Source organism: Hymenobacter sp. FMD4 (assembly GCF_058932745.1).
Map to the genome: position 1 here is coordinate 160,827 of NZ_JBZYWH010000004.1, position 14,411 is coordinate 175,237.

Consider the following 14,411-nt stretch of genomic DNA (forward strand, 5'->3'; position numbering starts at 1 on the left):
CTAGACGGCCATGATGCTGGGGGTAACGTGCCTTACAGAGGGTGCTGTGGCGTAATTATTTCAACCCCACAGCGGTAATAATTTTGCTGCGGGCAGCGCGCCACGCAACCACTACTTTTACGGTTCTCGCTTCTCTTCCCCTTGATGAAAACCTCACTTCTGCTAGCGCTAGGAGGCGCCGCGCTGCTAGCGGGTCAGCCACTTCGCGCGCTGGCGCAAGGCGAAACCGATGAACGCCGGATGGACTTCGACGGCATGTCCTTTCGCTCGCCCGATTCGCTTTTCTATATCAACTTTCGTTTCCGAATGCAGAACCGGGCCGGTCTTGTCACCAGCGGTGGCTCCGACCTCAGCGTGCGCGAATACGATGCGCGGGTGCGCCGCCTGCGCCTGCGCGCCGACGGCTACGTGCTTACCGAGCGCATCGGTTATAGCCTGCAGCTATCCTTTGCCCGCAGCGACCAGGACTTTGAGGCTTCCGGCGTGGCCAATCTTGTGCGCGACGCGGTGATTTTTTACCAGTTCACGCCCCGCTTTTACCTGGCCTTCGGCCTGAATAAGCTGCCCGGTAACCGGCAGCGTGTCACGTCGTCGGGCCAGCTGCAGTTTGCGGAGCGCTCCATCGTGAATTCGGCCTTGAACATCGACCGCGACTTCGGCCTGAAGCTCTACTACACCGGTCAGCTAGGCCCCACAGCCCTCTACTCCCTGAAAGGTGCCGTGACTACCGGCGAAGGCCGCAGCGCCAACGGTACCGACAGCGGTCTGGCCTACACCGGCCGGGCAGAGGTGCTGCCCCTCGGCGACTTTGAAGACGGCGGCGACTACTCCGAAGGCGACTTATCGCGCGAGCCCACGCCCAAAGTATCCATTGCGGCGGGCTACAGCTACAACCACCGTACTACCCGGACCGGGGGCCAGATCGGGGAGGCGCTTTACGGAGCCGCCAACCTTGGAACCTTCATTTCCGATGCCATGGTGAAGTACCGCGGTTGGGCCTACCTAGGCGAATACTTACGGCGTGACGGCTCAGGCATCTTCACCTCTAACGGCGCGGGCGACTTGCGCTATGCCTTCGTGGGCTGGGGACTGAACCAGCAGGTTTCTTATGTTTTTCCCAACTATTGGGAGCCAGCTTTGCGCTATTCCTGGCTGCAGCCCGGCCGCGAGTTGCGCACCTATTTGTCGCGCACCCAAGTGCTGGAAGCAGGCATCACGCACTACCTACGCAAGCACCGCGTGAAGGCCCAAGGCAATGTGAGCTACACCGCCACCGGTGGGCGCTGGAATACTTCCCAGCCGGGTAACCGCTGGGGAGCGGTGTTTCAGTTTGAATTGGGGATATGAACTCTGCCACAAGTCACTTGTAGTTCGCCTCCCAGCGGTAGCAATCAGGCAGAAGGAACCTTACCGACAGTTTCGACTAAATAATCAGGGCCTTTTCCTCCTACCCATAGCTATCTGCCAATCAAAATCGTTGCAGCCACCACTGTAAGTTCAATCTTTACCTAATGCCCCAACCGCTTCATCTGCTAGATCTTAACAATATGCGCTTGGGCATTATAAGCCGTGTGATACTGCTATTGTGTGGCTTCCTAGTACTTCAAGAGGCCACAGCCCAACGTCTCAGTTATAATGAATGGGAGCCGGTGCTAGTAGAAGACTTCGAATCTTATACTAGCATGGATGACATGGCTGCACGCTCTATATGGCAGTTTTACCCCAATCCCAATAGCCGAACTCTGGTGGGAAATGAATATGAAGATCAGTACTACGACATTAGCGCACTTTCCTTGAAGCGCGGCAAGTTGTTTTTTACGGCGGAGCCGCTACCCGAACCGATGCAGTACCGCTTCCAATGGAGCGGCCGCGACTCGGTGAAATTGCTACACTACAAATCTGGGTGGATTAGTCTACGAGAGGATTACTGGCAGCAACTCAAGCTCGGCGACAGTTCGCACTGGGCCAACAACCGGGGTGTACAGTACGGCTTGTTCGAAATTCGCTGCCGCCTGGCCCCCGGTGCAGGCACTTGGCCGGCTTTCTGGCTTTTCAACGGCCCCACTGAAATTGATGTCTTTGAGGCGGGCGGAGACACGGAGTATGGCACCAGAAATTACTCCAACAACATTCACCTCAACGACTCGCTTCCCCGCACCACCCAACGTTCTTTTCTTAAGCAGGGCGCTGACCTCACGCAGAAGTACCATGTGTACTCCATGATCTGGACTCCTGAGTTTGTTAGCTTTTACCTGAATCGGCGCCTGCTGCGCACCGTGCCCACTACCGAGCTGAGGACCTTCCCAGTTCCAGCTGACATCATTGCCAACCTGGCCATCCTCAGCTACACCGGGCACAATAACTGGCCCGCCACCAAAGATGGACCGCGCACTTCCATGGCCATCGACTACATCAAGGTGTACAAGCCGCGCGACGGCAGCCTGCGCTACGGCCGTAATGTGTATGCGACGCCGCCGGCTTTGCCCAAGAAGAAATAGGTCAGATTAACCGGCCACTACTCCCTTCACAGAGAATCCGCGCCGTCACCAGCAGCTGCCCGTAGTGGCGCGTGGTATGCTCAGCTGCATGCGTTAGCAAACCAATAACGGTGGACGGCAACTGCCCCCGCCCTACTGCGCGCGGCTCCGTGAGCGTGGCTTCGTCGGTAGTGCTTAGCTGCGCCAGGGTGCGTACTATTTGCTCATTGAAAGCCTGCAGCAGCTGGGTGGTAGCACTCCGGCCGAAATTGGGCTGACCTTCGGCAGCCAGATAGGCCAGTTGGGCTGGCGTAAGCGACTCAGCGCGTGCGTAGGTGAGCAGGCGGTCGAGCACCCCAGAAAGGTGCTGGAGGTGAAAGCCAACGGAGGCAACGCCTACGGGTCGTTCCCACAGCAGTTCGTCAGGAAAGTCCTGCAACAGGGCATGCAGCTCTTCCTGTACTTGCAGCAGCGCGTGTGCTATGGGCTGAAGTAATGCGGGCATATCGGGCAACGGGCCGCGCAGCCACACTTCGCGGGTCTCGGCACTGGGCATAGCAGATTGGTAGTTAAACAACAGAAGGATAAGCCTGCGGAGGCCCTGAAAACCGGCCTAGGTAGCCGGCCGGTTTTGCTCCTGAAAATACGCAAGCCGAAGCGGGGCTAGCACGTCGGCAGTGGCAGCATGGAAACAAAGAAACCGGTATCTGGAGAGCGTACGGTAATTAGGACAGGGCGTGGCTCGGATTGTTCTGTGCTCATCTAGAGTGGAGGTGGTCACCGCCCAAACAGCGGAGCCGAAGACCTATTTCATGTTATGAGTTACAGACGGGCCATCGGCGTTCCGGCTGCAATCGATGTCGGGAACGTTGCCAACAAAAATTGCCCTCCGAGGCTTCAGGTATCGGCCAGATATTCTCTACTTTTCTTACCTCAACTGCCGCCGCGCGGCAGTGTCTGCGCACCGCGCATCCGATTGTACGTCCACAATTTAACTCTTGGTTTGGGCTGATAACAGCCGGCAAAGTAGCCTAGCGCTAACCAACTCGGCTACTGAGCAAGAACCGTTGTGCACACCGCGCTTCAGCCCAAACCTTCCCCTTCGACCATGCCTAAAATCATTTCTCCCGAGGTAGAGTTTGGCGGCCTTGTTGGCCAGATCAAGCAGATTACACCCGAAATTCTCGACCAGAGCGGCCGCTACCTGAACCTGATGGAAGGCCGCTGGCAGGAGCCGGGCAAGCCGCAGGACTTCACCTCTCCCATTGATGGTACGTTGCTGGGCGCTCTGCCCATGCTTGACCGCGACACTGCCCTGCGCGCCGTGACCTTCGCCAAGCGCGAAGCCGCCGACTGGGCCCGCGTGGATCTGGACGAGCGCCGCCGCCGCGTACAGGACTGCCTGGATCAACTGCGTACGCACGTAGAGCTAGTGGGCAAGCTGTTGATGTGGGAAATCGGCAAAACCTACAAACTGGGTTTTACCGACATCGACCGCGCTATCGATGGCGTGCAGTGGTACGTCGACAACATCGAGGATATGCTCGGCGACCGGGAGCCGCTGGGCGTGGTGTCCAACATCGCCTCGTGGAACTACCCCATGTCGGTGCTACTGCACGCGGTGCTTACGCAGGTGCTCTGCGGCAATGCGGCCGTGGCCAAGACGCCTACCGATGGCGGCTTTATCTCGCTGAGCGTCACCTTCGCCATTGCGCGCCGCTGCGGCCTGCCCGTGACGCTGGTGAGCGGCTCGGGTGGCGAACTGAGCGACGTGCTGGTCAAGAACGACGCCATCGACTGCCTCTCCTTCGTGGGTGGCCGCTACAACGGCCGCAACATCGCCGACGCACTGGCCTCGGTGCACAAGCGCTACATGCTGGAAATGGAAGGCGTGAACACCTACGGCATCTGGAATTTCAGCGACTGGCAGGCCCTCGGCGACCAGCTCAAAAAGGGCTACGACTATGGCAAGCAGCGCTGCACCGCCTACGTACGCTTTGTGGTGGAGCGCCGCTCCTTCCCCAAGTTCCTGGAAACATACTGGGAAGCTATCCGCAGCCTGAAAGTGGGCAACCCAACCTTGGTGGATAACCCCGGCGACAAGCTGCCTGACCTGGCCTTTGGCCCCGTCATCAACGCCCGCCAAGCCGAGGACCTCGACCGCCTCTACGCCGACGCGCTCAAGACCGGCGCCACGCCCATTTACGAAGGCCAGCTCGACGACTCGCTGTTCCTGCCCGGCCAGGACAGGTCGGCTTACCGCGCGCCGCGCGCCCTTGTGAACCTGCCGCGCCAGAGTGAGCTTTACTTTAAGGAGCCCTTTGGCCCCATCGACTCTGTCATCCTAGTCGACCGTGTGGAGGAACTGGTGGGCGAGATGAACATCTCCAACGGTGCGCTGGTGGCCGCCTTGGCTTCCGATGACCAGAAATGGGCGCAGCGCACGGCCAAAGAGATACGCGCCTTCAAGGTGGGTATCAACAAGCTCCGCTCGCGTGGCGACCGGGAGGAAGTGTTCGGCGGCCTGGGAGAGTCGTGGAAAGGCGCCTTCGTGGGCGGCAAGCTGCTGGTAGAAGCCGTAACGCAGGCCAGCAACGGCCAGCCCGTGCTCGGCAACTACGAAGACGCGCTGCTGCTGCCGGAGAAGATCTAAAAGTATAGGATAGGTTACCCAAAAAAAAGGCTGGGATGCTCAAACGCATCCCAGCCTTTTTTTTGGGTAACCTATCCTATTAGCGTCGCAACAAAGTCGCCCCTGATTTCTAAAGCCCCCATCTAATTATCATATCTAATCCAGATGTACCAGTTAGGCACTAATTCTCGCCAATAGTATATAGTACCTTCTTGCAGCTTAGGTTTCTTTCCTGTAGGAGAGTGAGCGTAGCCCCAATATTGTAAGCTTTCCATACCTCCCATCGTCAGCACAATAATATCGGGGTCAGCAATTTGATAATTATTGAATTCCGCCGAATACACGTGCGAATCTGTAACATTTATATGCTTAGCAGTGGTGGTAATTAGTTCGTATCGTCTTATCTGAACAACAACGGCTTCCAGTCGCTTTTCCTTCGTTTTAAAATGCAGGTAGTCTCTTGCTTGCTGCAACATATCAGAGCCTAGAAAACGCAGAGTTATTGCGGTTAAAGCAAGCAATAAGAATATCACGCCGTCTCCACTTTTACGTATTTTAGAATTCCCAATGGCCAATACCAATGAAGCTCCCATCAAAAGTAAGAGTACAATCCCTGTGCCTATCAGCGGCTCCAAGGCAACGGTGCGGGACCTCAGCAAAGGGCTTACAAAAAGAGTCAGAACACTTACCCAAAAAACGAATCGTGCTTTACCCATCGGCGCTCGAACAATAATACAGTGCAATATAAAAGCGTTGATCTGCTCACCAGAATGTAAAATTCCTCAAGATGTAATCTTTGATTTACTATATAACAGAAACCCACTGATGAGCTACGCCCTGATAGCTTTAGGACCGGGTTCTGACCTATTATCTTTGGGTTTATGCTCCAAGTATCCCAGCGCGGCGCAGCCATGCCGGCTTCCCCGTACCGCAAGCTCACGCCTTCGGCCGATGCCGCCAAAGCCCGCGGCATTAAGGTTTATCATCTGAATATTGGCCAGCCCGACATCGAGACGCCGCCCGCGGTGATGGCGGCGGTGCAGCAGGCCAACATCCGGGTACTGGAGTACAGCCACGCGGCAGGGCACCTGAGCTACCGGCAAAAGCTGGCCGCGTACTACCAGCGCGTGGGCATAGCGGTAGCAGCCGAGGACATTATCGTAACGGCGGGCGGCTCGGAGTCTATCCTGTTTGCGCTGCTGAGCTGCCTCAACCCCGGCGACGAAATCATCATTCCGGAGCCGTACTACGGCGCGTACACTGCTTTTGCCATTGCGGCGGGCGTGCACATCGTGCCAGTGATGTCCCACATCGAAACCGGCTTTGCCCTGCCACCTATTGCAGAGATGGAGGCGCGCATCACACCGCGCACCAAGGCCGTGATGCTCTGCAACCCCAACAACCCCACCGGCTACGTGTACAGCCGCCAGGAGCTGGAGCAGTTGCTGGATATGTGCCAGCGCCACCACCTGTTTTTGCTGTCCGACGAAGCCTACCGGGAGTTTTGCTACGATGCGCCCTACGTCAGCGCCCTGCACCTGGGGCCCGCGGCCGATGAGCACGTGGTGCTGCTCGATACCATTTCGAAGCGCTACAGCGCCTGCGGAGCCCGCCTCGGCGCCCTTGTGACTAAGAACAAAGCCGTACACGATGCCGCCTTCCGCTTCGCACAGATGCGCGTGAGCCCGCCCGGCCTCGCTCAGCTATTGGGTGAAGCTGCCGCCGAGCTGCCCGATTCCTATTTTGACCATACCAAAGCCGAGTACCAGGCCCGCCGCGACCGGATGGTGCAGCGCCTGCGCCAGATACCCGGCGTGCAGTGCCCCGTGCCGGGCGGAGCATTCTACGTGATGCCGAGCCTGCCCATCGACGATGCCGAACGGTTTGCGAAGTGGCTGTTGGAGGAATTCGAACACGAAGGCCAGACAGTGATGATTTCGCCTGCTGCAGGCTTTTACGCCACACCCGGTGCTGGCCGCCAGGAGGTGCGTTTGGCCTACGTACTCAATCTGCAAGCCATTGATGCAGCCATGGATTGCCTAACCCAGGCACTGGAGGTGTATCCTGGGCATCAGTTGTAAAAGCCGGTGATGATTAGGAAGCAGGCATTGCTTCTCAATCACTTCCGACGGTGTCTAATCCAACTCTTCGGCTGCCTTTCAAGCGCGAACAATGCAAAGTATTCCGTCTCTACGCGCTTGAAGCCCATCGGTGCGTTGTATCTTCGGATACCACTCTACTACCGCTTTTCCATGCCTTTAGCTCGCTTCGCTTCCTTTCTTCCGCTGGGCATTGGTCTGTTGGTCAGCGGCGCCACGCCTCCTGCGCCTTCCTTCCGCCATCAGCTCACCATGCGGCTCAATGGCGCTACCATAGCCACGGATTCCATCGGTTCCCGCTTCGAGGCCTCTACGGGCGCGGGCAAGGTGCTTACGCTATCCATCGTGCGCGCCGATTTTCCGGATGATGTGGGCCTGTCTATCCTCGTCGATGAGTTCAAGCCGCAGCCCGGCGTGTACCGTTTCAAGGAAATCCTGAGCGGACACGTACGCGAGGCTTACTACCGCGCCAACGACGTGACGGCCGAATCGAAAGCCTGCGGGGTGAACGACGGCGAAGTGCGCATCACGGCTGTTGATACCAAAGCGCATACGCTCACGGGCACCTACCGCGCCGTGCTGTGCCAGACAAACGCCAGCCGAGCTACGGCCAAAAAACTGGTGCTGGAGGGCAGCTTTCATTTCCCGTACGAGGTGCGTTGAGGCGCAGGTTATCGCTTTTGCAGAGACTACAATTTGACGATTAGCACGTACTGCTTTCGGCATGGTATAGATTCTACGTGGCCTGCAAAATTCATTCGCTGCACTCGCAGAACATCGATTTGTAATTGGTCGCCGGGATGGATGAGTGTGTCAAGCTGGCTTAAATAGCTGCGCGAGCCAGTAATTGTTATTGGCGGTCTAACGGCTCGTCCGGCCCGCAGCAGAGTAACCCGAAACTCAGGCACTCGGAAGCGCGCATCTTCAAACATGGCTTCGGCAAATTCTGGCATTGGATCTGCTAGCAGACTTATGCGGTAAGGGCGGCTGGCCCCGTGTAAGCGGTGACGCGGTGGTTGGTTGAAGTTGCTAAGCAACTTTATTCTAGGCAACGGTGCGGTCATGGCATTGAACTCGTGCCGAAAAAGCTGCTGCCGTCCCCGATACGCTATCAAGACTACCCTGGACGCTAAGGGCATAATGAATAGCCTCCGTTGCTGCTGGTCGACTTCCAGCGTTGCACCTTCGGCAACGAACTGAATTGGCTGAAGCCAATCGTGGGTCGGCAGCCTAAGCTGATTGCGACAGCGCTGCACCAGCAGCACAGAATCAGGCGCGACGTCCCAGCGAGGCCAGAGGGTCCGCAACGGCGCTGGGGACTCTCTGGGAATGCTGGGTGGTAGGTCAGTCCAACCGTAACGTACGTCGGCATATTGCTCCCCAAAACGCCCCGTTCTACCGAAACGTGGGTTATCAAGCAGGCCGACGTCGTCACGCCCGCGCTGATAGATCCACAGCTGGGCCTGTGCCTGCCGAGCCAACAAAGGGCAGCATAACAAAAAGGCGAGGATGACGAGGCGCATGCGTAGTACAGGCAGTGGAGCTACTGCCAACCCACATGTAAGAACGGCACCATCGCCCTTACTGCAAGGGCTGATGGTGCCGTTCTTACATGTGGGTTGGCAGTTAAGTAGTCACAAAACTGATATGAGAGTTTACTTACACCCGAGGATGGGATGACAGAGCTTTTCGTCTACTTAACCCGCTTACCGCTGCCTTATAGCGTCGCCAGATCAATCACGAAGCGGTACTTCACGTCGGACTTGAGCATCCGCTCATAGGCCTCATTGATGTAATCCATGCTGATGACTTCCACATCCGATACGATGTTGTGCTGCGCACAGAAGTCGAGCATTTCCTGGGTTTCCTCGATACCGCCAATAAGCGAGCCGGCAATGCGGCGGCGCTTGGCGATGAGCTGGAAGGCGTGCAGTTGCGGTGCTTCCGGCGGCACGCCTAGCAGTATCATGGTGCCGTCGCGGCGGAGCAGGTTCACGTACAGGCCCATGTCCAGCGGCGCCGATACGGTGTTGATAATGAAGTCGAAATAGTTCGTGACGCCTTTCAGCGCCTCCTTGTCTTTGGTCACCACAAATTTGTGCGCGCCGAGGGCCTTGGCATCGGCCTCTTTGTTGGGCGAGGTGCTGAGTACCGTGACTTCGGCGCCCATAGAGGCGGCCAGCTTCACGGCCATGTGGCCGAGGCCGCCGAGGCCCATTACGCCCACGCGGTGGCCTTCGCCCACCTTCCACTGCCGCAGGGGCGAGTAGGTGGTGATGCCGGCGCAAAGCAAAGGTGCCACGCCTTCCAGCGGCAACGAATCGGATACGCGCAGGGTATAGGCCTCATCTACCACGATAAGCTTGGAATAGCCGCCGTAGGTAGGGGCGCCGGTGGTTAGCTCACGGCCGTTGTAGGTGCCCACGAAGCCCACTTCGCAGTACTGTTCCAGGCCTTCCTGGCAGCTGGGGCACTTGCGGCACGAATCGACCATGCAGCCGACGCCAGCCAGGTCGCCGGCTTTGAATTTTTTTACCTGCTCGCCCACCTGGGTCACGCGGCCCACGATTTCGTGGCCGGGCACCATGGGGAAGATGGAGCCGCCCCACTCATCACGCACTTGGTGCAAATCGGAGTGGCACACGCCGCAGTACAGGATATCGATCTGGACATCGTGGGGGCCCACTTCGCGGCGTTCAAACTGAAACGGCGCTAAGGGCACATTGGCCGCGGGGGCTGCATAAGCTTGGGTCTGTGGCATGAAGTTGTTTGGTTTTGGAATTGGATTAGGTCGGTTGATGGCGGCAAAGATTGAGGCCAGTATAAATACTGCGCACCGCGTTGGGCATGGTAACTTTGAGCCGACGGCTATTGTTGCCTTGTCGTAATGCTTGTTCGTATGCTTTCTACCACGCTGGGCCGGCTGCGGCTGATTGGTTTTCTTGAGGGACTTTCGTTTATCGTGCTGCTGGGCATAGCCATGCCGCTGAAATATCTGGCCGGCCAGCCCATGGCCGTGCGCCACGTGGGCATGGCCCATGGCCTGCTGTTTGTGCTGTACGTGCTGCTGGTCATTATGGCGACGATTGAATACGGCTGGTCGGTGCGCAAGGCTGCACTGGCCTTCGTAGCCTCGCTGGTGCCGCTAGGCACCTTTTGGGCCGATAAAAAGCTATTTCGGGAGGAAGCGCAGTAACTCGAAAACCTGAACTGCTTGGGCTTTCCGGGCGCTGCTCACATATTCATGCGATTGTTTGCCGGGTCGAGGTCGAGATAGTTTTGCATCGTCGGTGCAAGCTTCCCATTGAGTGCTAAGGGGAAGTACTGCCGCGCTGGTGTACATACTTTTTCCTTCCCCTCTGCATGAATCGTTTTTACAAATCCTTGGTCTTGGGCACGTGCGCTGTCCTGGGCCTAGCCGGCACCGCATCGGCCCAAGTGGGCGCCTCGGCCCTGTTCTTCACCGATGCTCAGCAAGACAAGGTAGTAGTGCCCATGAATTCTCCTTCAGGCCCCTTCACCCTGGAGGCTTGGGTGAAATATGAAGGCAACGCTTGGCCTACCTTTGCCACCATCCTCGAGTTTGGTGACGACGACCCATGGTTCGGTGTTTCGGGCGGTGAAATAGATCTGTTCACCACCGTGTCCGGAGGCGTTGTGCCGCTGCGCCAGTGGACGCACGTAGCATATACCTGGGACGGCACCACTAGCCGGGTGTACCTGAATGGCACACTCAGCGGCAGCAGCACAACCGCTCCCGACTTGAATGGCATGGGCCTGAGCATCGGTTCGGAACAAAACAACTCCTTTGGCTGGACGGGTAAGATTGATGAAGTAATGGTGTGGAGCGGCGCCCGTACCGCCGCCCAGATTCAAGCCGACCGCAGTGGCTACAGCGCCGCCCAGCCTGGTATGGTGGCGTACTTTCCCTTCAATGAAGCAAATGGGCAGGTTGTCCATAACCTCGTACCGGGCGGGCCCAACGGCTTGCTAGGCACCAACAACACCGTGGAGGCTGCCGACCCGACCTGGGTTTCTGACGTCATGTCTGCCCGCTCGGGCGGCCCGGTGAGCTTTGCCTTCGAGGGCAATAGCCCTAACCCCTTCGGCGAACAGACCAAAATTAACTTCCGCCTGACCAAACCGGGCACCGTGCACTTGGCTGTGTTCGACGTAACAGGCCGCGAGGTATCCACGCTGGTTCACGGGCAGCGCAGCGCCGGCTCCCACGCCGTGCCTTTCGCTGCCCGGCAGCTGCCAGCCGGCCTTTACACCTGCCGCCTCACCACCGACGGGCAGACGCTCACCCATAAAATGGTGCTGAGCCGGTAGTTTCCGTTCGGGCCTGTCGCCAAAACTGTAGCCGTTTCCTTTCTGGAAGCGGCTGCTTTGTTTTCCGACCGTTTACCGCCCGGCCTAGAAGCCAGCTTTAGTGGGCAAAGCCGATACCCCTACCGGAATCGTGTATGCCCTCCTGCTGCAGCTGCGCCGCTACCAATTCGCGCATGCGCCGCATCGATTCGCGAGCAAACTTGCGCTGCAGCATCCGGCCAAAAATTTTGAAGCCGATGCGGTAGAAGAAGTTCTCGATGCGGTCGGGCTGGGAATAGGCTTTCACCTGAAAGCGCACCCGCCCCGTAACCAGGTTCTTGTGTACGGTAAAGGTGATTTCGCCTTTCTCGAAGTGCCCTTCCAGGGTGCGGTAGTTGTAGCCCCACACCTGCTCGGGGCCGTCGGGCGAGGGGCGCTGCTCGTCCACCACGCCGCCGATGCGCACGCCAAACCAGAACGTAAAAAACAGGAACCGGCCGCGTAGCAGCATTACGCGCTCGGCCAACGGTTGATCGGGCACGAAGATGCCGGTAATGAGGTCGGGGGGCGGAAAAGAATAATTCAGCAGCACCTCGCGGGCGGCCTCCCAACTGCCGCCGGACGCCGGCGGCCCGGGCGGCTCGGCCGGCAAATCGGTACCGTAATCATCGATCTGCCACCCGGTGTTGGAGGTGTACTCGTGCACTCGTTCCAGGTCGTAATTGACCTTGGCTTCCCGAAACGATTCAAGTCGCGACCGGTACACTTCCCACGCGGGAGGCGCGGTGGCAGAGCTAGCTGCGTTCATGTTGCTCGGTTTGGGTTTCGGTTCCGTCCTGTTCTTTGGTAACCACCTGCACCGGCCCCAGAGGCTCGCCGCCGCTAGCCTCGGCTACGCGCTGGCAGAAAGTCACCCAGGTCTGCTCCTGCACTTGCTTGCCCACCCCCAAAGTACCGTAAGCAAAGGCCACCAGCCCGTCGCGGGCCCGGGCCCGGGAATGAATTTCGAACCTGAAAGCCTCGGGCTGGTTGGGCAGCTGACGCACGGAAAAGCGGATTTGACCGGCTTCGGGGTGGCCTTCCAAGGTCAAAAACTCAAAGTGCTGAGCGGCCACTTCGGTTACGCGCACCGAGCCATTCCAGGGTCCCAGGATTTTGATGTGGTACTCATCCCCAACTTGCAGGCCGTTGTCGGGGCCTTTCTCTTTATGAAAATCGGCCAGCAAGCCCGGCGAAAAATCTTCAATGTTGCACTGAATGCGGTGCATAAGCTCCTTGGCCGGCACCTCGGGATGGGCCACATCAATGTAGTAGCGCCGCTCGGTAAAAGGGCCGGCACCCTGCTCGACTGGTTGGGCTGATTTAGACATAGGTATAGCGCCTGCACGGGGAAGGAAGCAGCGTCGGCGCCCTAGAGGAAACGCGACTTTTCGGCGCGGGGTTAAGCCCTAGCTTCGTGCAAGCGGAAATACCGTCGCCACCCGCAGCTGCATAGGCAGTCCGGCGCCCGCTACCGCAAGTGCTGGTTGCACCAATTCACAGCCAAATCGGCTACCTGCTCTAGCGCGCCGGGCTCCTCAAACAGATGGCCGGCGCCGGGCACCACGTGCATCTGCCTGGCGCAGGGCATCACATCCATGGCCTGCTCATTCAGGCCGATGCCGGGCCAGTCTTGCCCGCCCACAATGAGCAAGGTAGAAGCGTGTACCTGCCCTAGCGAACGGTGAGCCAGATCGGGCCGGCCACCGCGCGAAATGACGGCACTCACCTGCGAACCAAGCTCGGCGGCGGCGCGCAAAGCAGACGCGGCCCCGGTACTGGTACCGAAAAAACCCAGCCGCAAATCGTGGAGGCGCTGCTCGCGGCGCAGCCAGCTGGAAGCCCCCAGCAGGCGCCGCGTCAGCAGCTCGATATCGAATCGGGCCTCGAAATCCTGGTCTTCTTCGGGAGTCAGCAAATCAAACAGCAAGGTGGCAAAGCCCGCCTGCTGCAGCCGGCGGGCCACGTACTGATTGCGTGGGCTGTGCCGGGAGCTGCCGCTTCCGTGCGAGAATACCACGATGCCGGGGGCATCAGCGGGTACTACCAAGTCGCCGTTGAGGGTGGCGTGAGGAAGCTCCAGCCGCACGGGTTTTGGAGCGGTAATGGCAAACATGGCAGGGGGAGGAAGTAGGAAAAAAGGCGGCAGCAACTTCGTGTACGCAAGCAGGGCGCGCTACGGTTGCGGGACGCCCAAGGTTTGCCTATTTTGCTTATCTCTCATACTCGCGCCGCCCGTGCCTCTCTACGCCTCCTTCGACCCCGCCGCCACCATCAAAGGCGAAAGCGTGCGCGCCGTGTTGGCGGGTTTGCAGCTGATGCGGCGGGCCACGGAGCTACTCACGCGTCATGGCTTGCCGGCAGACCCGCAGCCGGGCCACTGGTACCCCATGCAGGCTTGGCTGAACGTACTGCATGATGTGGAACAGGAATGCGGATGCGAGACCCTATACTCCCTGGGCCTGCAAGCGGTGGATTCCAGCCCGTTTCCCAGCTCGGTTCGTACGCTTTCGCAAGCCATGCACGCGCTGGACGTGGTGTACCGCACCACCGTTCACGGCCGCGACATGGGTTATTACCGGGTAGTAAGCGAAAGCGCTCAGGAAATTCTGCTGCACTGCCGAACGCCCAATCCCGACCGCTTCGATCTGGGCCTGCTGACGGGCCTGGCCCGGCGCTTTAAGCCGGTCGATGCCGTGCGCGTGCGCGTGGAGCCAGCTCCGCTCCCGTCCCACCCCGAGCCGCACCTGACTGCCTATATGGTGCGGTGGTAAGCACTGCTTCGCCTAAAAGCGAAGGCGTGCTTGGCGCAATACATTTCATTCTTCAGGAGTGGCCAATGCCGCGGCGATG

Annotated in this window: 15 protein-coding genes; 8 read left to right on the forward strand and 7 right to left on the reverse strand. The window is 58.6% G+C overall.

Going from position 1 to position 14,411, the window contains the following annotated elements; all coding sequences use genetic code 11:
* Positions 1-144: 144 nt before the first annotated feature.
* Together AC5FXY_RS06090 and AC5FXY_RS06095 are read left to right on the forward strand one after the other, a co-directional pair.
* Positions 145-1,347 (forward strand): porin, encoded by a 1,203-nt coding sequence (locus AC5FXY_RS06090; protein WP_493555753.1) that lies wholly within the window; start codon positions 145-147, stop codon positions 1,345-1,347.
* Positions 1,348-1,691: 344 nt separating this feature from the next.
* Positions 1,692-2,498, forward strand: a complete 807-nt coding sequence (locus AC5FXY_RS06095; protein WP_493555754.1) for a glycoside hydrolase family 16 protein — start codon at positions 1,692-1,694, stop codon at positions 2,496-2,498.
* 1 nt (position 2,499) lies between these two features.
* Here AC5FXY_RS06095 and AC5FXY_RS06100 read toward each other — a convergent pair whose 3' ends face one another.
* Positions 2,500-3,033, reverse strand: coding sequence for a DinB family protein (locus AC5FXY_RS06100; RefSeq protein ID WP_493555755.1), 534 nt, complete (start codon positions 3,031-3,033; stop codon positions 2,500-2,502).
* A gap of 552 nt (positions 3,034-3,585) precedes the next feature.
* On the opposite strand from AC5FXY_RS06100, the gene AC5FXY_RS06105 reads away from it, so the two are divergent.
* Positions 3,586-5,130 carry an aldehyde dehydrogenase family protein gene (locus tag AC5FXY_RS06105; protein ID WP_493555756.1) on the forward strand — a complete coding sequence of 515 codons (1,545 nt, stop codon included), beginning with the start codon at positions 3,586-3,588 and terminating at the stop codon, positions 5,128-5,130.
* A 122-nt stretch (positions 5,131-5,252) separates the two neighbouring features.
* Here AC5FXY_RS06105 and AC5FXY_RS06110 read toward each other — a convergent pair whose 3' ends face one another.
* Entirely contained in the window at positions 5,253-5,744 is a 492-nt protein-coding gene (locus AC5FXY_RS06110) for a hypothetical protein (RefSeq protein ID WP_493555757.1), read from the reverse strand.
* A 246-nt stretch (positions 5,745-5,990) separates the two neighbouring features.
* On the opposite strand from AC5FXY_RS06110, the gene AC5FXY_RS06115 reads away from it, so the two are divergent.
* Both AC5FXY_RS06115 and AC5FXY_RS06120 read left to right on the forward strand, forming a co-directional pair.
* On the forward strand, positions 5,991-7,190 hold the full coding sequence (locus tag AC5FXY_RS06115) for a pyridoxal phosphate-dependent aminotransferase (RefSeq protein ID WP_493555758.1): 1,200 nt from the start codon (positions 5,991-5,993) through the stop codon (positions 7,188-7,190).
* A gap of 171 nt (positions 7,191-7,361) precedes the next feature.
* The gene (locus AC5FXY_RS06120) at positions 7,362-7,871 is read left to right on the forward strand and encodes a hypothetical protein (protein ID WP_493555759.1); all 510 of its coding nucleotides are present in this window, start codon (positions 7,362-7,364) and stop codon (positions 7,869-7,871) included.
* A gap of 26 nt (positions 7,872-7,897) precedes the next feature.
* Here the strand turns inward: AC5FXY_RS06120 and AC5FXY_RS06125 are convergent, their stop codons facing one another.
* Positions 7,898-8,731 (reverse strand): GldM family protein, encoded by an 834-nt coding sequence (locus AC5FXY_RS06125; protein WP_493555760.1) that lies wholly within the window; start codon positions 8,729-8,731, stop codon positions 7,898-7,900.
* Between the two features lie 194 nt (positions 8,732-8,925).
* Entirely contained in the window at positions 8,926-9,969 is a 1,044-nt protein-coding gene (locus AC5FXY_RS06130) for an NAD(P)-dependent alcohol dehydrogenase (RefSeq protein WP_493555761.1), read from the reverse strand.
* A 138-nt stretch (positions 9,970-10,107) separates the two neighbouring features.
* Here AC5FXY_RS06130 and AC5FXY_RS06135 point away from each other — a divergent pair, with 138 nt between their 5' ends.
* Complete coding sequence (locus AC5FXY_RS06135) at positions 10,108-10,404, forward strand: DUF3817 domain-containing protein (protein ID WP_493555762.1); 297 nt, start codon at positions 10,108-10,110, stop codon at positions 10,402-10,404.
* A gap of 167 nt (positions 10,405-10,571) precedes the next feature.
* Positions 10,572-11,540, forward strand: coding sequence for a LamG-like jellyroll fold domain-containing protein (locus tag AC5FXY_RS06140; protein WP_493555763.1), 969 nt, complete (start codon positions 10,572-10,574; stop codon positions 11,538-11,540).
* A 97-nt stretch (positions 11,541-11,637) separates the two neighbouring features.
* On the opposite strand, the gene AC5FXY_RS06145 is transcribed toward AC5FXY_RS06140, so the two are convergent.
* The 3 genes from AC5FXY_RS06145 to AC5FXY_RS06155 all read right to left on the reverse strand — a co-directional run bounded on the left by AC5FXY_RS06145 (position 11,638) and on the right by AC5FXY_RS06155 (position 13,674).
* Positions 11,638-12,327: a DUF1990 domain-containing protein gene (locus AC5FXY_RS06145; RefSeq protein ID WP_493555764.1), complete on the reverse strand. Its 690-nt coding sequence runs from the start codon at positions 12,325-12,327 to the stop codon at positions 11,638-11,640.
* On the reverse strand, positions 12,314-12,889 hold the full coding sequence (locus AC5FXY_RS06150; protein ID WP_493555765.1) for a DUF1990 family protein: 576 nt from the start codon (positions 12,887-12,889) through the stop codon (positions 12,314-12,316). Before AC5FXY_RS06150 ends, AC5FXY_RS06145 begins: the two co-directional genes overlap by 14 nt.
* 140 nt (positions 12,890-13,029) lie before the next feature.
* A complete protein-coding gene (locus AC5FXY_RS06155) occupies positions 13,030-13,674 on the reverse strand; it encodes a dienelactone hydrolase family protein (RefSeq protein ID WP_493555766.1) in 645 nt (214 codons plus the stop codon).
* 121 nt (positions 13,675-13,795) lie between these two features.
* On the opposite strand from AC5FXY_RS06155, the gene AC5FXY_RS06160 reads away from it, so the two are divergent.
* Complete coding sequence (locus AC5FXY_RS06160) at positions 13,796-14,332, forward strand: hypothetical protein (RefSeq protein ID WP_493555767.1); 537 nt, start codon at positions 13,796-13,798, stop codon at positions 14,330-14,332.
* The last annotated feature ends 79 nt before the right edge of the window (positions 14,333-14,411 follow it).